The sequence below is a fragment of the Desulfosoma sp. genome (assembly GCF_052743555.1).
The window spans coordinates 44,664-64,763 of sequence record NZ_JBRAHS010000006.1; the positions used below are offsets into that span (position 1 = coordinate 44,664).

A 20,100-nucleotide genomic window follows, 5' to 3' on the forward strand; every position below is an offset into this window, starting at 1 on the left:
CGGCCCCCGTCAAGGCGTTCATGAAAAGAGATGTCATCACCATCGACCCGCAGGCCACCATTCCCGCAGCCCTGCGACTGATGGTCAAACACGACATCGGCCGTTTGCCCGTGGTGGACAACGGACGGCTCGTGGGCATCGTGACCCGTTCCGACCTGATGCTCTATTACTACAACCTGGTCTAAAAGGCTTTCAAGGACGCCGTGGCATGATACCGGCGGCCGCTCCGCACACACCACAGTGCCTGCGGCCTCGGCGCGTGTCCGAGAATGGCTTTCTAGGGCCTTTTTCGTTTCATGCTGTAGGAGCGCCGCAAGGCACGATCAGGGGTCGCGGCTTGCGCCGCTCCTACGAATGGTGTTCTCAGGCAAGCTCCTCGAGGGTTGAAGGGGCAGGATGGACCACGTACTAAGGCCCCTTAAAACTTTACCGTCTTGATGATGGATTCGTATTCTTTGACTTCTTCAGGCGTCAGTTCCCGGCGAAGCAACCTTCTGTTCACCAAAATGGGACATTTTTCGTGCAACGCCAAAGCCACGGCGTCGCTGGGACGGCTGTCAAAGACCACCTGCTCATCCTCGATGCGAGCGATGATGCGGGCGTAATAGGTGTTTTCTTTCATGGTGTAGATTTCCACCCGTTCGAAACGCACTCCGGCCCGTTCCAGAATGGAGAGGTACGTGTCGTGGGTTAGGGGCCGCTTGGGTTCCACGAACCCCTTTTCTTTAGCGATGGCCGTGATCTCGCTGTCCCCGACGAACATGAGAAAATACTGAGAAGCGTCCTCCGATTCCTTCAAAATGACCATGTTGCCTTGCTGGCGGTCCGTCTTGATGAACACCTCGTTGGCCACGATGAAGTCCTGATTGTCCATGGATCCACCTCCAAACCTGTGCGAAGCCGGTTTTGGCGATGCTGCTCATTGATGGCATTATAGAAAGGTGCCTGCCCAAATGGAAGGAGGAAACACAGAAGAAAAGGCCGTGAAGCGAGATAACCTCGTTAAATATGGGCGTAGAGCAGGTTTGGGTAGCGGAGTTGACAATGCATTTGAACGATCCTATAAAAGTCACGTTGTACGGTTCTCAGGCTGGATGAAAGCTGGTGAGCTTTCCATGTGCATCTAAGGAGGAAAGAAAAAATGAAGATTTGTTTTCCGGCGGCAAGGTTGAGCGGTCTTGAAAGCGAGGTCTTTGGTCATTTTGGTTCGGCACCCGGCTATGTCATTGTGGATACCGAGACCGGTGCCGTGGAGGAAGTGTCCAACGGGGATTTGCATCACGCCCATGGTATGTGCCAGCCCTTAAAAGCTTTGGGGGGCCGCACTGTGGATGGCATTGTGGTCGGGGGGATCGGCATGGGCGCCTTGATGAAGTTGCAGGCTCAGGGCATCAAGGTTTACCGGGCCATGGAGGGTTCGGTGAAGGACAATCTGGACGCGTGGAAACAGGGAAAACTTCCGGTTTTTTCCGCGGATTGGACGTGCGCCGGGCATCATCACGGGGGCGGATGCGCTCAGTGAAAGCGACGGAAAGGCGGCTTATGCCTCTCTACGAATACGTGTGCACTCAGTGCGGTCAGGTTTCAGAGCATTTGGTTTTGGCCAAAGAAGAAGCCGTGTCGTGCCCTGGCTGTGGCAGTGTCCATCTGAAGAAACTTCTTTCCGTTTCTTCCAGGGCTTCCGGCGCCAAAGACGGCCATCGGCTTCCCGGGCCTCGGGATACGGGCTGTTGCGGAACAAGCCCGGCAAATCAAGGGTGTGTTCCAGGTTCCTGCTGCGGCAAGACCCGGTAAAGGCTCGGCTGAGAATGCCTTCGCAGGGCGTTCGTCTGCCCGCGCATGACGCGACGGAGGGACCGCGTCCTCGCGGTCCGCAGGTTTACGGACAACCAGGAGGCCCTTCCACAGATCAAGAATGGCGAGCCTTTCTATTCACCTCAGAAAGACGCCCAGAAGGCTGTCCCTTCGAAGCTATGGGCCTGCCCACAGGATTCCCCTCGAAGGGCCGGCTTGTGCTGGTCCAAACATTCCCGAATGCGGATGGGGGCGTCTCGAACGGCGAATGAAAAGACGGACGCGCGGAAGCGCGTCCCTCCCACATCCATGCTCAGAACGACAGACATTTTGAATGGGGCGGTTCCAACCCTCTGTGCCAAGGCTTAACAGGGAATGGAACGCACCCAGGCCGCTTTTATGAAGAAAAAATGGCGTTTTCACGGTGGCTTTTCGCTATCGAACGCGCCACCGGGTTCCCTGCGGCGTGTCTTCCAGTTGAACTCCCATGGTGGCAAGCTGGTCGCGAATGCGGTCCGCTTCCTGAAAGTTTTTCTCCCGGCGAGCTTTGGTGCGCTGTGCGATCAGGGCTTCCACATCGGCTTCGGCGATGCCTTTCCGGGCCACCTTTCGCTTCTTGATTTCGTCAAAGAACGCTTCCGGTGAACGCGACAGTAGGCCGAGTATCCGGGCGTGGTCCTGAAGGCATGCGGCGGCTTTGCGTGCAAGAGCGGCGGCCGGCCCTTTGAGGGTTTTACGGCCGAAGGTGTCCAGAAAGCGCTGCGTGGATCTTTGCAGTTCAAAGAGCAAGGCCAAGGCCTGGGCGGTGTTGAAGTCGTTGTCCATGGCTTCGCCAAAGGCCTCGGGAAAGCCCGCAATTTTTTGAAAGAGCTCCTTGTCTTGATCCTGCAAGGTCTTTTCGGCGATCTTTTCCCCTTGGATTTCTTGAGGTGTACGAATCTGGGTTTCTTCCAAGGTCGCGTAGAGCCGTTCCAAGGCCCGTTCGGCTTCCGCCAGCGCCTCATCGGAAAAATCCACCGGATTGCGATAATGCTTGGAAAGCACAAACAATCTGAGAGCTTCCGGATGCACCACCTTGAGAATGTCTCGAATGGTAAAAAAATTGCCCAAGGACTTGGACATCTTTTCATTGTTGATGTTGACGAAACCGTTGTGCAGCCAGTAGCGCACGAAGGGCGCACCGAAAGCGGCTTCGCTCTGAGCGATTTCGTTCTCGTGATGGGGAAAGATAAGATCCTTGCCGCCGCCGTGAATGTCAAAGGTGGGGCCCAGAAAGCGGCTACCCATGGCCGAGCATTCGATGTGCCAGCCCGGGCGTCCGGGTCCCCAGGGGCTGTCCCAGGCCGGTTCCCCGGGCTTGCTTCCTTTCCATAGCACGAAGTCCAGCGGGTTGCGTTTGTGGACATCCACCTCCACGCGGGCTCCGGCCATCATGTCATCCAAGCTGCGCCCGGACAGTTTTCCGTAGTCGGGAAATTTTTCCACAGCAAAATACACATCCGTGCCGGCCTTGTAGGCGATGCCCTTTTCTTCCAGGCGGCGAATGATGTCGATCATCTGCGGAATGTTTTCCGTTGCCAGAGGTTCCAAGTCGGGGCGCAAGACGTCCAGTGCGTCCATGTCTTCATAAAAGGCGGCGATGTAGCGATCCGCAATAGTGCGGTAGTCCGTGCCTTCCTCCTGAGCCCTCTTGATGATCTTGTCGTCGATATCGGTGAAATTGCGAACATACGTCACCCGATAGCCCCGGTGCTTTAAGTACCTGTAGATGACATCAAAAACGATGGCCGATCGCGCATGCCCGATGTGGCACAAGTCGTAGACCGTCACGCCGCAGACGTAGAGCTTGACGACGCCGGTTTCCAAGGGAACAAAGGGTTCTTTTTTCTTTGTCAAAGTGTTGTAGACAACCAGGCTCATGAGGCGGCTCCTTGTTTCTGGTAGAGCAGGGCGACGGCACATGCAGCGATGCCTTCCACGCGGCCGACGAACCCCAGTCCTTCCGTGGTGGTGGCTTTGATGCTCACCGCATTCTCGTCCACACCCAGCACATCAGCCAGATTCCGTCGCATTCGGGCGACATACGAGGCGATTTTGGGCTCTTGGGCCAAAACGGTCATGTCCACATTGGCGATGCCGAAGCCGGATTGGTGCAGGAGGCGGCACACGGCTTCCAGCAACCCCAAACTGGACGCATCCTTGTATTGGGGCTGGGAGTCAGGAAAATGGGTGCCGATATCCCCTAAAGCGGCAGCACCCAGCAAGGCGTCACATAGCGCGTGGCACAGCACGTCGGCATCGGAATGGCCGAGAAGGCCCCGTTCATGGGCAATGTTCACACCGCCGAGAATGAGGGGCCGGTCTGAGGCAAAGGCGTGCACATCCCAGCCCATGCCGATGCGAAAATTTCTGTTCATAGACCTTCCTTTTGGCGTCGCAAAGACGCGGAGACTACGGGCGAGTGTTCCAGATACCAGGAAGCCCAAAGCAGATCGTCTGGGGTTGTGATCTTGATGTTAGATTTTTCCCCCTCCACCACGGCCACGCGAACCCCTAACCGTTCCACGAGGGAGGCGTCGTCCGTGGCGTCCCATCCAAGGGCCTGGGCTTGGCGAAAGGCCTTTTCTAAAAGATCCCGGCGAAACACCTGCGGCGTTTGGACCAGCCAGACTTGGTCTCGAGGCAGCGTGGCCTGAACCCATCCCTCTTCGGCCATCTTCACGGTTTCTACGACACGACAGGCGCACACGGCAGCCCCGCACCGCTGCGCGGCCTCGTAAGTGCGGAAAAAAAGTTCCGAAGAGGCCATAGGGCGCACGCCGTCGTGAATGAGCACCCATCGGCAGGAATCCGGCACGGCCTGAAGCCCGGACAGCACACTGTCCTGGCGGCGCGCTCCGCCGGCCACCACCGTCATGATGGGTCCGGCGCCAAGGGAGGAAATCAACGCTGCAACGGAGTCCAAGGCATTTTCAGGGACGACGGTGATGATGCCGTGCAAAAAGGGTAGGGCGCGCAGAACTTCAAGGGTCCACGCCAGAATTGGCTTGCCGTGCAGGGGATGAAACTGCTTGGGATGGGCAAGCCCCATCCGTACGCCGGAGCCTGCAGCCGGCACGACGGCAAAGGTTTGTTCCAAAGGCTTGGAAAGCGTCGCGATCGTCAAGTCATTCAGCCGATGGTGAAAAGGGTTTCTGTCGTGCGCCGCTGACGGTGCAAGAGGGATGTGGAGGAGCCCATAAGCCGGGTTCTGTGCCTTTCCTAGGGAAAGGTCCCGATCATTCCTCTAGGCCCCATGTTGCCATGAAGCTCAAGCGGCCGACCCGGGAGCCTCGGGCGGGCAACCCTTGAACGCTCCCCTACTTGGCCTTGCTCCGGGTGGGGTTTACCGAGCTCCCGGTGTCACCACCGGGACTGGTGAGCTCTTACCTCACCGTTTCACCCTTACCGGGCCCTCACGTGGCTTTGGCGCCGCCACGGGGCGGCGACGGTCAAGTGAGGGCTCGGCGGTTTGTTTTCTGTGGCACTTTCCTGCTCGTCACCGAGACTGGGCGTTACCCAGCACCCTGCCCTGCGGAGCCCGGACTTTCCTCCCGTTCCTTAAAGGAACCGGCGATCGGGTGTGCTCCTCCACATCCGTTAGAAAAGTATCCAAAAACGGCCTTGTGTGCAAGCCCGGTCCGGAACCCGCAAAGGCGAGTGCCGGACCGGTCGGCGACAGGTGGGGGGGCGTTTTTTTGCACCGGGGATTGCCGTGGTCATGGAGGTCGGCTTCTAGAGGGAGCGATGCACGGCGCGATTTTCTTGAGAAGGGAATTTGCCGTTTCGTGGCCAAAGACCTATCGTGTCTTGCGCCGCTCTTGCAGACCAGGAGCCTGCCTGAGAAGAGTGTTTGTCGTGGCCCATGTTCGTGTTCAGGATTTCTCTGCCCATGCCTTCAAAAGGACGGCTTGGGGTACACCTTTCTCGATTCGCCTTGGGGGGACCGGCCTTTGTCCGTCCGAATATTCGTAGACGGCCGAAGGGAAGCCACTCTGGAAACATGAAAGAGGAGGTCCTCGATTTGCATGCAGGAACCCTCACGCGGCTGCTTAAGGACCTTCTGAAATGTTCTTGGAACGCTAAGGCGTTTTAAGGTTTTGGCTCATTCAACGGGGGAAATGTGTTGCCGGGCCCACTGAATGAGCTGCTCGTGGGTGGTGCCTTTAGGGAAGAATTCCACCACGCCCAGTTTTTTCAATTCGGGCACCAGGGCCTCATCAAAGAAACCTCCCGCCGTCACGCCGATGTTTTGGGCGTCGTGCGCCTTGAGCAGGTCCAGAACGGCAGCGAATTGTTCCAGGTGGGCTTCCGGAAGGGTGGTGATGCCGATGTGATCCACGGATTCCTGCAGAGCAGCGTTCACAATGGCTTTGGGATCTTCCGATTCGGTGTAAATGACTTCAAAGCCTGCTTCGCTGAAGGCGGCGGCAAGGCGCATGAGAGCCGCCTCGTAGCCTTGGCCGAATTTGGCCATCAGGATTCTTACCTTTCGTTGACCCATGGCGTTTCCTCCAAAGGGGCGTGTTCGGTCGACTGCAGGCAATGAAAGGGCGGCGGCGCAGCCCGGATCACCTTTTTGACGCGACAGAATGGGCGGATCAACTCCCTTGGTACTTAAAGGAAATAGCCACGCGGGCTCGGTAGGCCACCACCTTGCCTTCCTCAAGCTTCATGTCCAGCTTGGTGATTTCAGCAATGCGCAGATCCCGCGGCGTCTTGGACGCCGTTTCCACCGCGTTCTTGGCGGCGTCTTCCCACGAAACCGCGCTCGTTCCCACCAATTCAATGATCTTGTACACGCTTTCAGCCATGGGAACCTCCTCTGCTGCTTGCCTTGAGGGCCAGCTTGAGGGTGCGTCCGCCGCCTTGAAAATCGGTGCGCCTTTGGTGCGCGGGGCTTCTTGTTCTATACACGCTTTGGGAATCCCGAACCAGGGCTTTCTCAAAGGAGCGACAATTGGCGCGACGAGTGATAGGGGCGCCCCAAATGTTCAAAAGCCAAGCGCGTGGCCACGCGGCCCCGCGGAGTTTTCTTGAGAAACCCTTGTTGAATGAGAAACGGCTCGTAGACCTCTTCCAGAGTGTCCTTTTCTTCGGAAACCGCCGCTGCGAGGGTCTCGATCCCCACGGGACCTCCATCGTATTTTTCGATGATCGTCGAAAGAATGCGCCGATCCATGCGGTCAAAGCCTCGCTCGTCCACATCCAGCATTCTGAGCGCCATGTCCGCCACGTCTTGCGTGATGAATCCTTGAGCGCGCACTTCGGCGAAATCTCGAACCCGTCGCAGGAGTCTGTTGGCAATGCGCGGCGTGCCTCGAGAGCGGCGGGCGATTTCCCGTGCTCCCTCATCATCGATAGCCAGGCCCATGATGCGTGCGGCCCGCAACACAATCTGTTGCAGATCGTCCACTCGGTAAAAGTCAAGGCGCAACACCACTCCGAATCGGTCTCGCAACGGCGGGGACAGCAACCCGGCCCTCGTGGTGGCTCCCACCAAGGTAAACGGTGGAAGATCCAGTTTGATGGTCCGCGCCGACGGACCTTGACCGATGATGATGTCCAACTGAAAGTCCTCCATGGCCGGATACAAGATCTCTTCCACCACGTGGTTCAGTCGATGAATTTCATCGATGAACAGGACGGATCTGGGTTCCAGGTTCGTCAAAATGGCGGCCAAATCGCCGGGACGTTCAATGACGGGGCCTGAGGTGGCTCGAAAAGGCACGCCCAGTTCGAGACTGATAATGGATGCCAGGGAGGTTTTGCCCAGCCCGGGATGGCCGTGTAAAAGGACATGGTCCAGCGGCTCCTTGCGCTGCAACGCCGCTTGGATGAAGATTCTAAGTTTTTCCTTCAGTTCGCTTTGGCCGAGGTATTCATCGAGGGTACGGGGTCTGAGACCAGCTTCTACGGGCAAATCTTCGTCTCGTGGTCTTGGTTCCAATAATCGGTCCGTCATGGCTGCCGTTCCTTTTCGGTTTCATGGGGCAGGAGCCGGTTGCCGAGGAGCTTGGCCAAAAACGCCTTCAGTAGGGGCGTCGCAACCCGTGATTGCTTAGCACTCCTTGGGGCGGTCCGACAACCTCAAGAAGCCGAAAGCATGGGGCCAGACCATTGGCCTGGCTTTAGGTGAAAGAAGGGGCGACCTCCTGGAACGGTCGTTCTCCAAGGAGCTGCCATGGGGCGACCCCCACGTGCGCATCAGGCGAGGATGCGAAGTGCTTCCCGCAAGAGCTGTTCCAGGGAAGGCTTTTCCGTGGCGGCGGCTGCTGCCTGAAGAGCCTTTTGCATGGCTTTGGCGGCTTCCGCGGGACGATAGCCCAAGTTCAGCAGAGCGGAGTAGGCGTCGGCATAGCCGTCTTCTTCCAGTTTCTGGGGTGATGCGGCGGCGGACGGTTCCGGCACAGGAACGCGCAATCGGTCCTTGAGTTCCAACAGAATGCGTTCCGCCGTCTTCTTTCCGATGCCGGGGATCTTTTGCAGGCGTTGACGGTCTTGAAAAAGCACTACCTGGCGCAGTTCATCAGGCTGAATTCCTGAAAGAATGCTCAAGGCCATCTTGGGTCCGACGCCGTTGACGGCGATCAGATGCAGAAACATGTCTTTTTCGGCGGAAGTGCCGAAGCCGAAAAGTTGCAGCGTGTCTTCCCGCACATGCGTGTGCACGTAAAGGCTGGCGGAAGCACCCACCTCGGGCAAGTCATAAAAGGTGCTCAGCGACACGTGGACACAGTAACCCACCCCGTGGACGTCCACGATGACATGGTCTGGAGCCTTATGGCGCAGTCTGCCCTCCAGATGAGCGATCATAGGCGTTGAGCCAAAGAACAACGGGTGTGAAAGGAGCGCGCGTGGATGTGGCAGACGGCGGCGGCCAGGGCATCGGCGGCATGAGGGTCCTGAAGGTCGTGAAGACCCAACAGGAGCCGAACCATATGGGCCACCTGGCCTTTTTCCGCTTTTCCGTAGCCCACCACAGCCTGCTTGATTTCCAACGCACTGTATTCAAAGACCTGCAGGCCGCCGTGAATGCCTGCCGCCATGGCGGCCCCTCGAGCGTGCCCCAGAATGAGAGCACTTCGAGCGTTGCGGGCCACGAAGACCGCCTCCACCGCCATTTCCGTAGGGCGGGCCTCCTCGATGAGGCGCCGGATTTCCGTAAAGATCGACCCCAAGCGCATGGGCAAGCCCATGGAAGCCGGCAAGGAAAGGGACCCGTAAAGGACGGGAACCAAACGCTTTCCGTCGTTTTCCACCACACCATAGCCTGTGTGTCGGGATCCTGGGTCGATGCCCAAAACACGCATGCTCATTCCTAGCGCGCCTCAGGCCACCGCGTTCAAAATCTCGTCGGGAATGTCGAAATTGGCGTAGGCGTTTTGCACATCATCGTTGTCTTCCAAAGCATCCATAAGCTTCAAAAGCTGTTGCGCGGTTTTTTCATCCTCCACGCGCACGGTGCTTTGGGGCACCATCGTCACTTGTGCCATCTCGTAAGCCATGCCCTTTTCATCGAAGACGGCCTTCACTTTTTCGAGCTCACCCGGCGTAGTGATTACTTCGAACTGATCCTCCTGATCCCGCACATCTTCCGCACCCGCCTCCAGGGCTACCTCCATGAGATGATCTTCTTCAACCTTGTCCTTGTTGAAGACGATCAGACCGTGCTTTTCAAACATCCAGGCCACGCATCCCGCTTCACCCAGGCTTCCGCCGTTTTTGGTGAAAATATGACGGATTTCACTGGCCGCTCGGTTCCGATTGTCCGTGGTCACTTCCACTAGAATGGCCACACCCCCGGGGCCGTACCCCTCATAAATGGCCTCCTCGTACGCCGCGCCTTCCAGTTCCCCTGTCCCTTTCTTTATGGCCCGTTCAATATTTTCCTTAGGCATGTTTTCGGCCTTGGCCGCCGCAATGGCCGTCCGCAGCCGAGGGTTCGCTTCCGGATCGCCGCCCCCCAATCGAGCAGCGACCGTCAATTCCTTGATGAGCTTGGTGAAGATCTTGCCGCGTTTGGCATCTTGAGCGGCTTTTTTGTGCTTGATGGTGCTCCATTTGGAATGTCCGGACATGATAGAGTCCTCCGTTTAACCGTTGGCGCCCTTGAAGTCCATGGCAAGGACATAAATTTCTCGACTCTGCTTGCGCGAGGCGTCGGGCTTGACCACCTTGACGCGCCGAAAAAAAGTCTTCACCCGCAAAAGCAACTGATGAAACTCGTCCCCTTGAAAGATCTTGCCAAGGAACCTTCCCCCGGGGCGCAGCGACCTGCAGGCCAGATCCAGGGCCCTCTCAAAAAGCAGTTCCGAGCGTGCGGCGTCGGCGGATTTGACACCTGAGGTCTTCGGCGCCATATCGCTCAGGACCACGTCGAACGGGGCGTATCGCTTGACCACTTCATCCGTGGTCTCTTCATTAAAGATGTCCTGCTGCATGGTCACCACGTGGTCGGGAAACGGGTGGGAGATGGGTTGAAGATCGATGCCCACCACCAAGCCTTTTGATCCCACGATGCGGCTGGTGAGCTGGATCCAGGACCCCGGCGCCGCGCCCAGGTCCAAAACACGATCCCCAGGCCGGACCAATCGATGTTTGGTTTGAATCTCCTGCAGCTTGTAGATCGCGCGCGCAAGGTACTGCTCTTTCTTGGCTCGATGAAAGTAGTGATCTTGATAGGGGTGGCTCATGCCTTTGAAAGACCTCTAACTATTCCTTTTTCCAAGCGGTTGTGTTCATAACACATTCGCCGGTGGGTTGCAAACGCCTCCGACTTTGACAAGCACGAGGCAACCTTTTATGGTCCATCAAGCAAAGGTGGGAAAAAAGGATGGAAAGGCAACACTGTCAGGAGGGAGGAGCGGCATGAGTCAGGATGGCGCGGGCATTGGAGAACTTCGAGAATTCGCTCTGGACACGATTCGACAGGCCGGCCGAGAGGCGCTTCGCTATTACGGGAAAGGCCGAAAGGACGTGAAATTCGACGAAGATTTGGTCACGGAAGCGGAACTGCACCTCACACGATTTTTTCACGACACACTGTATGCTCGCTTTCCGGAACATGAAGTGTTCGGCGATGCTCCGCCCCGCACCGATTACGTGCACGGCCACAAGGGGTATCTTTGGGTTTACGATGCCCTGGACGGCGTGGCCAATTTTCAAGCGGGCATCCCTCTCTGGGGCACCTCCCTGGCCCTTTTGGAAAACTTTTGGCCGGTTCTCGGCATTTTTCATATGCCCGTGACGGGCGAATGCTTTTATGCGGAGCCCGACAGGGGCGCGTTTCTCAACGACACGTCCATTGGGATCGCTTATTCAGGAGAGATCAACAACGAGAGCTTACTTTTTACTTACTCTCGCATGCACGAACATTTCCGGTCGAATTTTCCGGGAAAGATTCGAAACCTGGGATGCACCGCCGCCCACATCAGCTATGTGGCCATGGGCCGTGCGGAAGGCGCTTTCATGCGCAGCGTTTCCTATCAGGATTTAGCGGCGGCCCAGATCATTCTTCAGGCGGCGGGAGGCAGCCTGCGCTTCCTGGACGGAAGGCCGTTCCATCTTAATGAATATTTTGAAGCTAAGCGCGTAGATGGCCCTTTACTGGCCGCGCCGGAAGGAGCCCATGCGCTGATTCGTGGCTATGTCCGAGAACTGAGCGACCTTTAAGCTTGTCCGAAGATGCTGTCCGACGGCTTTGGTGGGCGAATCGACCAGTTGCCTTCATGCTTTCAAAGTGGCGGCCTTGTGGCCCTCAGCGAACGTGCGGACTGGCGGGAGCCGGTCCCTTCGAAACACTGAAACGCGTTCAAGAAACCTCCAGAAGGAGCGGTGCAAGCCGCGATGGCTGATCGCGCCTTGCGGCGCTCCTAAAGCCTTAAACCGAAAGGACGCGGCCAAACCATTATCGGACACGCTCCATAGGAAGGTAGTTGATTCGAAGACACCGCAGGGAGGCGTTCCCTCACGAGACATTGCAGGGAGGAACCTGTGGCATCGGGGGGACGCGCTGCTGCGCGTCCGGAAATGTGGGGACCGCGATCACTGTTGTCCCCTTATTAGGACATGCGGGCTCCCGCTCGAACGCAAAAGTGCATTCCCGGATAGGCCTCCAAGCGCCAAAGATGCCGTAAACCACGCGCCGGGCTGATAGAAAGCCATCTTCTGAAGCAGCTCGTGCGAGAAAATTTCAAGCCGGCTGGTCGAAAGGGAGAAAAAACCCTTGAGTTTTTTTCATGTCCTGTCGATGGATTTGTGGAAGACGACGAGAGGTCTAGTCCGTGGGCCGCTTCAGCAAGGCGGGACGTGAAGCCTTATGAACACCTGCTTGGATTGCGCCTGGTTTGAGCTGTGTGAACCCGAAGATATTCTCTGTGCTTGTCCGCATTTTGTGCGGCCTGAGGAACTGAGGCAGGAAATTGTGCAGGAGCTCTCTGAGGAATGGTGCCGCCACCAGGATAAGGCGGACACGGACGACACCCCCCCCCAAGAGTCTTAAGGTCATTCGTGTTGCTGGAAGATTCCCACCCTATAAAAACCAAAGGGACGGCCGTCTGCCGTCCCCCCCTGTGCTCCAGCAGTCAATGGTGCTATTGCGGGTCGACGCACCCCAGGCTTGGTCCCTTCGGCGAAGGTGCCCGGTTCCGAGCTTTCCATAAAAGGAGGCTTCCGCGCAGAGTGCCTCGCCGTGTGGGCCGTTTATGCGACATCCATCAAGCCGGAGTGCCTGTGCCCACGGCAAACCCGCGAGGCGTCAGTCCCGTTTCAGAGGGCGTGCCCGCGATTTTGGCCAGAAAAGTGTCGCCCAGCTTCTTGATGTGATTGTCCACATTGTCGAAATAGTTATAATGGATTTGCTCTTCGTTGATGATATCTTCAAAGAGCTTCATGCTGATAGCATCACCGTTTTCCTGGCAGACCAACCAAACTGATTGTAGACGTCGATGGTATCGTCTTCCAGATTGGCATCAAAGGGGAAGATTTCGCGCACGTCCTGCCCTTTCACCACTTGGCCGTCGTGGCCCGTGACGGGTTCTCCGCCCAGCTCCTTAATTCTTTCAGCGAACATCTCGGCGTGACGCATCTCATCGATGGCGACGAGCTTCATCTTCGCGGCCAATTCCCCGAAGTCCATGTTGTCCAGGTTGTAGTGCTGGTTCATGTACTGGTGAATAGCCAGCAGCTCCATAGCCCGAGCTTTGTTGAGCACTTCAATGACCTTCTCGCGTCGCTTTTCCTTGCTTTCCATGGTCGCGTCCTCTAAAGGTTTTTTATCATTCCGTCTGGGCTTCTCCCATGATTCAATAATTGCTACCATTGTAAACACCAAGCAGCACGGCGGCAACGTGCGGTTTTCCCGCTGATACACACTAAAGCCCTCCGAAAGCCTGCCCGAAACCCTTCAAAGCGCACACTCGTGACCGCCCACTTCGCAATAAATATTCAGCAAGGCGATGGCCACGGCATGTTTTTTTCGGCGTCGAGATCCCCACAGGGGCCACCGGTGCATCTGTGTCAAAATACGGACCAGATCCTGATGAAAATAATGGGCTCGCTCGAATTCGCTGTAGGAGCGGCCCGTGAGGGGATCTCTCACGGGGTACCACACAGGCACCCACCCCTCCACATTGGCATCGCAGGCGTCCCACACTCGATAGGGGTCAACCTGAACCGGAACAGTTTCCCATGCCAGTTCTGGAAAACCCAGGCTTTCGTCCAGAAACTCTTCCAAAAGCGGATCTGGTTTTCGGCCCATGCGTGCCCCCTTTTTGCGTCATTGAGGGAGTCTGTAATTACGCTCACGTCTTGCGACCCATGCGGCCATCATTCCTTCAGCACAAGCAACAGCCATAGCGAAACACAATTCCCCTCTGCTGCCGTGACCTCCAGAGACCGATGCTGAATCTGCGTGCGGCCATGGCCTTCGAACCACACCACACGTTAACCGACAAAGCCCGGTGAAGAAAAGGAAGACGCCAAGGGTCTTGATTCTCGAATTTTTTCATGCCACTGTTTCTGGGATTTCCGCGAAAAAGCTCCGTGGCCGGCCGTATAAAGGAAAAATTCGTGAAATTTTGTCCTCAATGTGGAAAACCGCTTGCCCCTTCGCTCACCGAAGGGCGAGCTCGAAAAGTGTGCACAGATTCTCGATGCGGCAACGTCTTTTGGAACAACCCCACACCTGTGGTAGCCGCCGTTGTGGAATGGAATGGTGGGATCGTACTGGTGCGCTCTCAAGGGTGGCCGTCGAGGTTTTTCGGTATTGTGGCCGGGTTTTTTGGAAGCCGGAGAAACCCCGGAAGAGGCAGTTCTTCGAGAAGTGGCCGAGGAACTGGGGCTCAAGGGACACATTGTGGATTTCCTCGGCCATTACGACTTCAGCGAAAAAAATCAAACGATCGTTGCCTACCATGTGCGTGCGACAGGGATGTTGGTTCTCGGTGAGGAAATCGCCGAAGTGAAGGTGCTGCCACTAGAAAAGGTGAGACCCTGGGATACCGGCACGGGACCTGCCGTGAAGGAATTCTTCAAACGCCGTGCGCAAGGAGGCTCCATGGAACATCGAGTGGTCCCTTCAGGGGAACAATTGGTTTTGGCTCTGTATGTTCGGGATTTGGGGACGTCCTGCCGATTTTTTCAAGACTTTGGCTTTCAACTGAGCCGCCGGGACGGGCCCTTTGCAGAACTGCGTTGGGAGGATTCCCTGCTGTTTGTGGTGGAACGGCCCGAGGTGACCCCGCCGGATCAGCCTGTTGGCAACATTCGGGTCGTCGTCCACGATGTGGACGCCCTTTACGAAAAAGCACAACATCTGGGTTATCCCATCGTGACGCCTTTGGGGGATCGTTACTACGGACTGCGGGATTTCATCGTTGCGGGACCCGACGGTATTCACCTGCGCTTTGCAGCTTTTTTGCCTGCAGCGACAAAGGATTCAGAGCGCCGGTAACTGCTCGTGCGTACCAAGACCTGACCTATACCGACCTACTGCCGAGTCTCTGACTTGATGACTTTATGACTGTATTCAGAAGGGATTATCGTTTATGGGCAACCTCTCCTACAACAAAACGCTCAATCTGTCGGGACAATCCATTGAGCTTACGGACATGGACGCCCTGCAAAGGGATCTGGGCGCGGACGTGCATCGATTGCCGTTTTCCATTCGTGTGCTTGTGGAAAACCTCGCTCGAAAGATGGACGGTGTGACCGTGAAGCCAACCGACCTGGAAAAGGCGGTTCGGTGGCTTCCTCGTTATGAGACCCCCGTGGAAATTGCATTGTACCCATCCCGTGTGCTCATGCAGGACTTTACCGGGGTCCCGGTCGTGGTGGACTTGGCGGCGATGCGTGACGCCATGAAGGCTCTGGGTGGCGATCCGCGCCTCATCAACCCTCTGGTGCCCGTGGATTTGGTGGTGGACCATTCGGTGCAGGTGGATTTTTATGGAACGGAACGGGCAGTGTTGTTGAATGCGGCCAAGGAATACGAAAGAAATCGGGAGCGCTACGCTCTGCTCAAGTGGGCTCAAAAAAGTTTCGAGACGCTGCGGGTGATTCCGCCCCAATCGGGTATTTGCCATCAGGTGAACCTGGAGTATTTGGCCAAGGTCATTGTGCTTGAGCCCAAGCCCTCGGGCAGCGGCCTGCAGGCCTACCCTGACAGTGTGGTGGGGACGGATTCCCACACCACCATGATCAACGGCATGGGTGTTTTGGGCTGGGGCGTGGGGGGTATCGAAGCGGAAGCGGTCATGTTGGGGCAACCCTATTGGATGACGCTTCCGGAGGTCATTGGTGTCCGACTCGTGGGGCGTTTGTCTTCAGGGGTGACCGCTACGGACCTGGTGCTTACCGTCACCGAGAAGCTGCGCTCCTTTCAGGTGGTGGATAAGTTCGTGGAATTTTTCGGCCCCGGTCTGCGATCCTTGTCGCTTCCTGACCGCGCCACGGTGGCCAACATGGCCCCGGAATATGGGGCGACCGTGGGATTTTTCCCCATCGACGCCGTCACCGTTGAGTATCTGCGTGCCACAGGAAGAGGAGATCGGGCGGCTCTTGTGGAAACCGCGGCCCGAGCTCTGAAGCTTTTTGCCGAAGAGGATGAACCCGAATACACGGAGGTGATCGAACTGGATTTGGCTGGCGTGGAACCGTCTCTGGCCGGGCCGGCTCGACCCCAGGACCGCATTCCTTTGACAAAGCTTAAAGCTCGATTTGGTGAACTGCTGAGGTGTCGCTATGATGCCTGTGTATCGCAAAAGCAGGAGTCCCTTTTTATCAACGAATCGGGCTGTGTGACGGAAAAGCTCAAAGCGTGCGAGCCACTGGGGCAACGTTTTTACCCCGTGGAAGTCCATGGACGCTTTTCTCAAATCGGCGACGGTTCTGTAGTGCTGGCGGCCATCACGTCCTGCACCAACACGTCCAACCCCTCGGTGATGATCGGGGCGGGCCTTCTGGCGCGAAACGCCGTGCGTCGAGGCCTTTCCGTGCCGCCTCATGTCAAGACATCCCTGGCACCCGGCAGTCGCGTGGTCATGGACTATCTGGCCCGAGCGGGCCTCTTACCCTTTTTGGAGGCCTTGGGGTTTCATTGCGTGGGGTTTGGCTGCACCACGTGCATCGGCAACAGCGGTGCGCTCCATCCAGCCGTGGAAAAGGTGATTGAACGGGAAAAACTCAACGTGGCGGCGGTTCTTTCCGGAAACCGAAACTTTGAAGCGCGCATTCATCCGCGCGTGCGATCCAATTTCCTCGCTTCACCCATGCTCGTGGTCGCCTTTGCGTTGGCCGGGCGTATCGATGTGAACATGGCGCGCGAACCTGTGGCCCTGGATCCCAACGGGGACCCGGTCTATCTAGAGGATCTGTGGCCTTCAGATGAGGAAATCGCAGAGCTGACTCGGGCATCGCTTCAGGAGACCCTTTTCCGAAAAGCCTACGGTGCCATCGACGAAGGGGATGATCTATGGCGACGGCTTGAAATTTCCCAAAGCACGACATTTCCCTGGAACCCCCATTCCACCTATATTCGTCAGCCCCCGTATTTCGACGGCCTTTCCGCCATGCCGGAGGTGCCCCGCGACATTGTGGGGGCGCGAGCTCTTCTGGTTTTGGGGCGTTCCGTCACTACAGATCATATTTCCCCGGCGGGTGCTATTCCCAAAGATTATCCCGCCGGGCGCTACCTGATGGAACATGGCATCGACCCGGCGGATTTCAATTCCTATGGATCCCGGCGCGGGAACCACGAGGTGATGGTTCGAGGCACCTTCGGCAACATTCGACTTCGAAACCGCTTGGCCGATGGTCGAGAAGGGGCGTGGACTCGAAAACTTCCCGAAGGGACCCTCATGTTTGTCTACGACGCGGCCATGGCCTATGCGGCGGAAGGGACACCTCTGGTCGTTTTGGCAAAAGAAGAATATGGGACCGGATCTTCCCGGGACTGGGCGGCCAAAGGGACGGCGCTGTTGGGTGTGCGGGCCGTAATCGCCCAGTCTTTTGAACGGATTCATCGAAGCAATTTGGTGGGCATGGGGGTCTTGCCTTTGGTTTTTGACGAGGGAAAAAGTGTCGATGCTCTGGGTTTGGACGGCACCGAATTGTTTCATATTCGCGGTCTGAAAACCTTGGTCGCTCGGCAAAAGCTCACGGTCACCGCGGTCAAAGCCGATGGGTCGACATTGTCCTTTCCCGTGATCGTTCGATTGGAAACGGACATGGAGGTGGAGTTCTTCCGCCACGGGGGCATTCTGCCCTATGTGTTGCGCAAAATTTATCGGGAAAAAGCCATCGACCCCGCGGCGTCGAAAGCTACTTTTTAAAAAACAGATAAATGGCCAAAGCGACCAGAATGCCCGCGAAGATCTTTTTGAACTGGGCTGTGGAGACGTGTTCGACCAGGCGCGCCCCTACTTGCGCCCCAATGATTCCGCCGATACCCAGGAGCAGCCCGGCGCGGTAGTCCACATTGGCCAGTTTGTTATGGGCCACCAAGGCCGAAATGGAAATAACGAGAATAGCGAGAAAGGAAGTGCCCACGGCTCTTTGGGCGGAAAAGCCTAGAAAAAGAAGCAATGGAATCATGAGAAACCCTCCGCCAAGGCCCGTGAACGATGCGCCGATGCCCACCAAAATGCCGCTGGAAATCATGATCCACCACGTCGCTGCCATGGAACCGCTCCTTCGCGTAGACTCCGTTGCGCGCACACCGACCGTTTTCATTGGAGATGCCCAAAGGATCTTGTCGCATCAAGGGCTTTGGCGAGGCAGTTGGTCGACCGATATTCCCGATGACCTATGCTCCAAGAACGTTTTCGAGAACACCTTCTGTAGGAGCGGCGCAAGCCGCGATGCCTTGTGGCGCCTTGCGGCGCTCCTGCTAAACATGGACTCGGCCATGTTCCTGAGTTTTCGTAGGGACGACCTCCCAACCGTCCGCAAAAAGGTCCTCTGGGGAGTTTCTCAGGGGTGTGGTGCCTGGGGCGGGGATCGAACCCGCACGGGCACAAGGTCCCAAGGGATTTTAAGTCCCTTGTGTCTGCCGATTCCACCACCCAGGCACGCTCTCCTCTCATATCACAAGCGCCCCTGAACCGACAAGGCTGTTGGGACAAGGCATGTCTTTAGTCTTTTATTTTCCCCGCCGATGTAATAAAAAAGCGTTGAGTATGCAATAAGCCGCGAAACAATGGGAGAACGGGCCTGATGAGAAGACGTGCTGGGTTTACAATGATTGAGGTGGCCATCATGCTTGCCGTGCTTGGACTGGTTTTGGGGCTGGGAGTGAGCCTCATTGGGCCGCTGGTCAAACGTTCCAAGCTCATGGAAACCCGCGAGGCGGTCAAACAAGCGAAAGAAGCCCTGATGGGCTTTGCAGTTCGAAACGGCTATCTGCCTTACGAAGACCCATCCTACGACCGCAGTCGACCATCTGATGCTTTTGAAAAGGTCGGAGTCAAGGGAACCGATGCCTTGGGAGTGGCGCTTCGGTATGTAGCAGCTCCGGAACTTCAATGGGATAACAGCACTTTTCTCGGTTCGAGCCCTTGTGGCACTGCTTTACGCATCGATGTTTGTGCTGAAAATGGAACCTCTTTGGGAATTACCCACGAAGGAACGGTCCGAAACAACGTGGCCTTTATGATCGTAAGTGCTGGAGAAAACCAGAACCTACAGACCACAACAGAAATACACGTCTTGGGCACGAAGGTCGACAATTGTACAGAGGACGGGATCGAGCGACGCGAGGAGTACGACGACGTGGTGGAATATGTGGGGCTGGATGAGCTTCGCGCCCTGAGAGGATGTCAAAAGCTCGAAAAGTTAAAGATTGTAACCCCTCAAGAGTTGCCTGCGGCGGAGGAAGGTCAGTATTACTCTTACACGCTACAAGCAAATGGCGGTGTATCTCCTTACACCTGGGTAGGGACCCCTCCGAAAGGCTTCAGTATAGATAAAAGTGGGGTTCTCTCCGCGCAGAATGTCCCATGGTGTTCTGGGTCCCAGCTAGCGCTCAGCGCGACCGTCTGTGATCGGACAGGACAGAGTGAGACATGGTCTGGGTGGCTTCCTGTGCGCCGCAAGCCTTTGACGATCACAACTGTGGAGCTCCCCGTTGGATATGAGGGTAAATCTTATTCGGCTCAAATCGCTGGCGATGGAGGGTATGGGACGTATCAATGGACGCTGTCGGTTAGCCCCCGGTGTCCTGGCGGGCTTAGCTGTGTTGGCAATCGTGTGAGTGGTGTTCCGGCTCCGGGATCTTCGGGCGCCTATGTCGTCACGGCTAGGGTTTTAGACGAATGCGGCCGGTCGGCTCAAAAGAACTTCGGCCTGACCATTCATCCCGCAGGAGACAATGGGACCGGTGGCGGCGGAGGAGGAACAATCGACCGCTATAAAATTTCCATATTCAATCAAGGTACCAGAAAATCCTATAGAATTGGAAGCAGTACGTGTATACGCATGCCATTGAACTACAAGTACGAGGGATTTTTGTCCGCCGGAACTGTGCTGACTTTTTTCTCGGGGAGAGATTGCACCGGACGGGAGATTCTCACGGGCACGGTGCGGACTCTGGATAAGAACAGCGATCGTGTGGTTCAAGTGTCCTGCTTCAAAGACAGGTGTCACAGCATATAGGTGAGTACTGGAAAATGGGCTTGAAGGAGGCCTACGCCGAAAACATTCAACCTGCCATTCGCTGACGGGCGGATCGCTGGGGAGCCGGTCCATTGACGGTGCATCGGTCGAGCG

20 protein-coding genes, 1 tRNA gene, 1 other RNA gene and 1 pseudogene are annotated in these 20,100 nt (G+C 56.6%); 7 read left to right on the forward strand and 16 right to left on the reverse strand.

Annotated elements, in window-relative coordinates; genetic code table 11:
- Nucleotides 1-20: 20 nt before the first annotated feature.
- Complete coding sequence (locus ACUVSA_RS05150) at nt 21-185, forward strand: CBS domain-containing protein (RefSeq protein ID WP_445894030.1); 165 nt, start codon at nt 21-23, stop codon at nt 183-185.
- 233 nt (nt 186-418) lie between these two features.
- Here the strand turns inward: ACUVSA_RS05150 and ACUVSA_RS05155 are convergent, their stop codons facing one another.
- Nucleotides 419-874: a bifunctional nuclease family protein gene (locus ACUVSA_RS05155; RefSeq protein WP_445891605.1), complete on the reverse strand. Its 456-nt coding sequence runs from the start codon at nt 872-874 to the stop codon at nt 419-421.
- A gap of 267 nt (nt 875-1,141) precedes the next feature.
- On the opposite strand from ACUVSA_RS05155, the gene ACUVSA_RS05160 reads away from it, so the two are divergent.
- Entirely contained in the window at nt 1,142-1,522 is a 381-nt protein-coding gene (locus tag ACUVSA_RS05160) for a NifB/NifX family molybdenum-iron cluster-binding protein (protein WP_445894031.1), read from the forward strand.
- A gap of 20 nt (nt 1,523-1,542) precedes the next feature.
- Complete coding sequence (locus ACUVSA_RS05165; RefSeq protein WP_445891603.1) at nt 1,543-1,794, forward strand: FmdB family zinc ribbon protein; 252 nt, start codon at nt 1,543-1,545, stop codon at nt 1,792-1,794.
- Between the two features lie 435 nt (nt 1,795-2,229).
- On the opposite strand, the gene cysS is transcribed toward ACUVSA_RS05165, so the two are convergent.
- The 11 genes from cysS to ACUVSA_RS05220 form a co-directional block, all read right to left on the reverse strand.
- Nucleotides 2,230-3,714, reverse strand: coding sequence for a cysteine--tRNA ligase (gene cysS, locus ACUVSA_RS05170; protein WP_445894032.1), 1,485 nt, complete (start codon nt 3,712-3,714; stop codon nt 2,230-2,232).
- Complete coding sequence (gene ispF, locus ACUVSA_RS05175; RefSeq protein WP_445891601.1) at nt 3,711-4,211, reverse strand: 2-C-methyl-D-erythritol 2,4-cyclodiphosphate synthase; 501 nt, start codon at nt 4,209-4,211, stop codon at nt 3,711-3,713. The genes cysS and ispF overlap by 4 nt, the downstream gene beginning before the upstream one ends.
- Nucleotides 4,208-4,960, reverse strand: coding sequence for a 2-C-methyl-D-erythritol 4-phosphate cytidylyltransferase (gene ispD / locus ACUVSA_RS05180; protein WP_445894033.1), 753 nt, complete (start codon nt 4,958-4,960; stop codon nt 4,208-4,210). The genes ispF and ispD overlap by 4 nt, the downstream gene beginning before the upstream one ends.
- A 58-nt stretch (nt 4,961-5,018) precedes the next feature.
- An RNA gene (gene rnpB / locus ACUVSA_RS05185) (RNase P RNA component class A) lies at nt 5,019-5,426 on the reverse strand.
- Nucleotides 5,427-5,938: 512 nt separating this feature from the next.
- The gene (locus ACUVSA_RS05190) at nt 5,939-6,337 is read right to left on the reverse strand and encodes a cobalamin B12-binding domain-containing protein (RefSeq protein WP_445891599.1); all 399 of its coding nucleotides are present in this window, start codon (nt 6,335-6,337) and stop codon (nt 5,939-5,941) included.
- Between the two features lie 97 nt (nt 6,338-6,434).
- The gene (locus ACUVSA_RS05195; RefSeq protein ID WP_445894034.1) at nt 6,435-6,647 is read right to left on the reverse strand and encodes a dodecin family protein; all 213 of its coding nucleotides are present in this window, start codon (nt 6,645-6,647) and stop codon (nt 6,435-6,437) included.
- Nucleotides 6,648-6,778: 131 nt separating this feature from the next.
- On the reverse strand, nt 6,779-7,798 hold the full coding sequence (gene ruvB / locus ACUVSA_RS05200; RefSeq protein WP_445894035.1) for a Holliday junction branch migration DNA helicase RuvB: 1,020 nt from the start codon (nt 7,796-7,798) through the stop codon (nt 6,779-6,781).
- 242 nt (nt 7,799-8,040) lie between these two features.
- Entirely contained in the window at nt 8,041-8,649 is a 609-nt protein-coding gene (gene ruvA / locus ACUVSA_RS05205; protein ID WP_445894036.1) for a Holliday junction branch migration protein RuvA, read from the reverse strand.
- The gene (gene ruvC / locus ACUVSA_RS05210; protein WP_445891647.1) at nt 8,646-9,146 is read right to left on the reverse strand and encodes a crossover junction endodeoxyribonuclease RuvC; all 501 of its coding nucleotides are present in this window, start codon (nt 9,144-9,146) and stop codon (nt 8,646-8,648) included. The genes ruvA and ruvC overlap by 4 nt, the downstream gene beginning before the upstream one ends.
- Before the next feature lie 18 nt (nt 9,147-9,164).
- Complete coding sequence (locus tag ACUVSA_RS05215) at nt 9,165-9,914, reverse strand: YebC/PmpR family DNA-binding transcriptional regulator (protein ID WP_445894037.1); 750 nt, start codon at nt 9,912-9,914, stop codon at nt 9,165-9,167.
- Nucleotides 9,915-9,929: 15 nt separating this feature from the next.
- Entirely contained in the window at nt 9,930-10,529 is a 600-nt protein-coding gene (locus ACUVSA_RS05220) for an RlmE family RNA methyltransferase (RefSeq protein WP_445894038.1), read from the reverse strand.
- Nucleotides 10,530-10,704: 175 nt separating this feature from the next.
- On the opposite strand from ACUVSA_RS05220, the gene ACUVSA_RS05225 reads away from it, so the two are divergent.
- Complete coding sequence (locus ACUVSA_RS05225; RefSeq protein ID WP_445894039.1) at nt 10,705-11,508, forward strand: inositol monophosphatase family protein; 804 nt, start codon at nt 10,705-10,707, stop codon at nt 11,506-11,508.
- Between the two features lie 1,043 nt (nt 11,509-12,551).
- On the opposite strand, the pseudogene ACUVSA_RS05230 reads toward ACUVSA_RS05225, so the two are convergent.
- A pseudogene (locus ACUVSA_RS05230) lies at nt 12,552-13,087 on the reverse strand (bacterioferritin).
- Between the two features lie 153 nt (nt 13,088-13,240).
- Nucleotides 13,241-13,594 carry a hypothetical protein gene (locus ACUVSA_RS05235; RefSeq protein WP_445891590.1) on the reverse strand — a complete coding sequence of 118 codons (354 nt, stop codon included), beginning with the start codon at nt 13,592-13,594 and terminating at the stop codon, nt 13,241-13,243.
- A gap of 453 nt (nt 13,595-14,047) precedes the next feature.
- Here ACUVSA_RS05235 and ACUVSA_RS05240 point away from each other — a divergent pair, with 453 nt between their 5' ends.
- On the forward strand, nt 14,048-14,788 hold the full coding sequence (locus ACUVSA_RS05240) for an NUDIX domain-containing protein (protein ID WP_445894040.1): 741 nt from the start codon (nt 14,048-14,050) through the stop codon (nt 14,786-14,788).
- Between the two features lie 94 nt (nt 14,789-14,882).
- The gene (gene acnA, locus ACUVSA_RS05245; protein ID WP_445894041.1) at nt 14,883-17,666 is read left to right on the forward strand and encodes an aconitate hydratase AcnA; all 2,784 of its coding nucleotides are present in this window, start codon (nt 14,883-14,885) and stop codon (nt 17,664-17,666) included.
- On the opposite strand, the gene ACUVSA_RS05250 is transcribed toward acnA, so the two are convergent.
- Nucleotides 17,656-18,015 carry a sulfite exporter TauE/SafE family protein gene (locus tag ACUVSA_RS05250; RefSeq protein ID WP_445891587.1) on the reverse strand — a complete coding sequence of 120 codons (360 nt, stop codon included), beginning with the start codon at nt 18,013-18,015 and terminating at the stop codon, nt 17,656-17,658. The two genes, acnA and ACUVSA_RS05250, sit on opposite strands and share 11 nt — an antisense overlap.
- Before the next feature lie 300 nt (nt 18,016-18,315).
- A tRNA-Leu gene (locus tag ACUVSA_RS05255) sits at nt 18,316-18,404 on the reverse strand.
- Nucleotides 18,405-18,573: 169 nt separating this feature from the next.
- Between ACUVSA_RS05255 and ACUVSA_RS05260 the strand changes: the two genes are divergently transcribed.
- A complete protein-coding gene (locus ACUVSA_RS05260; protein WP_445894042.1) occupies nt 18,574-19,986 on the forward strand; it encodes an Ig domain-containing protein in 1,413 nt (470 codons plus the stop codon).
- Nucleotides 19,987-20,100 lie beyond the last annotated feature (114 nt).

Excerpts from the sequence above, each read along its gene's own strand:
- ruvB (WP_445894035.1), bottom strand. The coding sequence starts at position 7,798 with ATGACGGACCGATTATTGGAACCAAGACCACGAGACGAAGATTTGCCC.
- ruvC (WP_445891647.1), bottom strand. The coding sequence starts at position 9,146 with ATGCGTGTTTTGGGCATCGACCCAGGATCCCGACACACAGGCTATGGT.
- ACUVSA_RS05260 (WP_445894042.1), top strand. The coding sequence starts at position 18,574 with ATGATTGAGGTGGCCATCATGCTTGCCGTGCTTGGACTGGTTTTGGGG.
- ACUVSA_RS05155 (WP_445891605.1), bottom strand. The coding sequence starts at position 874 with ATGGACAATCAGGACTTCATCGTGGCCAACGAGGTGTTCATCAAGACG.
- ACUVSA_RS05190 (WP_445891599.1), bottom strand. The coding sequence starts at position 6,337 with ATGGGTCAACGAAAGGTAAGAATCCTGATGGCCAAATTCGGCCAAGGC.
- ACUVSA_RS05160 (WP_445894031.1), top strand. The coding sequence starts at position 1,142 with ATGAAGATTTGTTTTCCGGCGGCAAGGTTGAGCGGTCTTGAAAGCGAG.
- ACUVSA_RS05235 (WP_445891590.1), bottom strand. The coding sequence starts at position 13,594 with ATGGGCCGAAAACCAGATCCGCTTTTGGAAGAGTTTCTGGACGAAAGC.
- ACUVSA_RS05195 (WP_445894034.1), bottom strand. The coding sequence starts at position 6,647 with ATGGCTGAAAGCGTGTACAAGATCATTGAATTGGTGGGAACGAGCGCG.
- ACUVSA_RS05250 (WP_445891587.1), bottom strand. The coding sequence starts at position 18,015 with ATGGCAGCGACGTGGTGGATCATGATTTCCAGCGGCATTTTGGTGGGC.
- ACUVSA_RS05150 (WP_445894030.1), top strand. The coding sequence starts at position 21 with ATGAAAAGAGATGTCATCACCATCGACCCGCAGGCCACCATTCCCGCA.
- cysS (WP_445894032.1), bottom strand. The coding sequence starts at position 3,714 with ATGAGCCTGGTTGTCTACAACACTTTGACAAAGAAAAAAGAACCCTTT.
- acnA (WP_445894041.1), top strand. The coding sequence starts at position 14,883 with ATGGGCAACCTCTCCTACAACAAAACGCTCAATCTGTCGGGACAATCC.
- ACUVSA_RS05220 (WP_445894038.1), bottom strand. The coding sequence starts at position 10,529 with ATGAGCCACCCCTATCAAGATCACTACTTTCATCGAGCCAAGAAAGAG.
- ACUVSA_RS05240 (WP_445894040.1), top strand. The coding sequence starts at position 14,048 with ATGGTGGGATCGTACTGGTGCGCTCTCAAGGGTGGCCGTCGAGGTTTT.
- ACUVSA_RS05215 (WP_445894037.1), bottom strand. The coding sequence starts at position 9,914 with ATGTCCGGACATTCCAAATGGAGCACCATCAAGCACAAAAAAGCCGCT.
- ACUVSA_RS05225 (WP_445894039.1), top strand. The coding sequence starts at position 10,705 with ATGAGTCAGGATGGCGCGGGCATTGGAGAACTTCGAGAATTCGCTCTG.
- ispF (WP_445891601.1), bottom strand. The coding sequence starts at position 4,211 with ATGAACAGAAATTTTCGCATCGGCATGGGCTGGGATGTGCACGCCTTT.
- ruvA (WP_445894036.1), bottom strand. The coding sequence starts at position 8,649 with ATGATCGCTCATCTGGAGGGCAGACTGCGCCATAAGGCTCCAGACCAT.
- ACUVSA_RS05165 (WP_445891603.1), top strand. The coding sequence starts at position 1,543 with ATGCCTCTCTACGAATACGTGTGCACTCAGTGCGGTCAGGTTTCAGAG.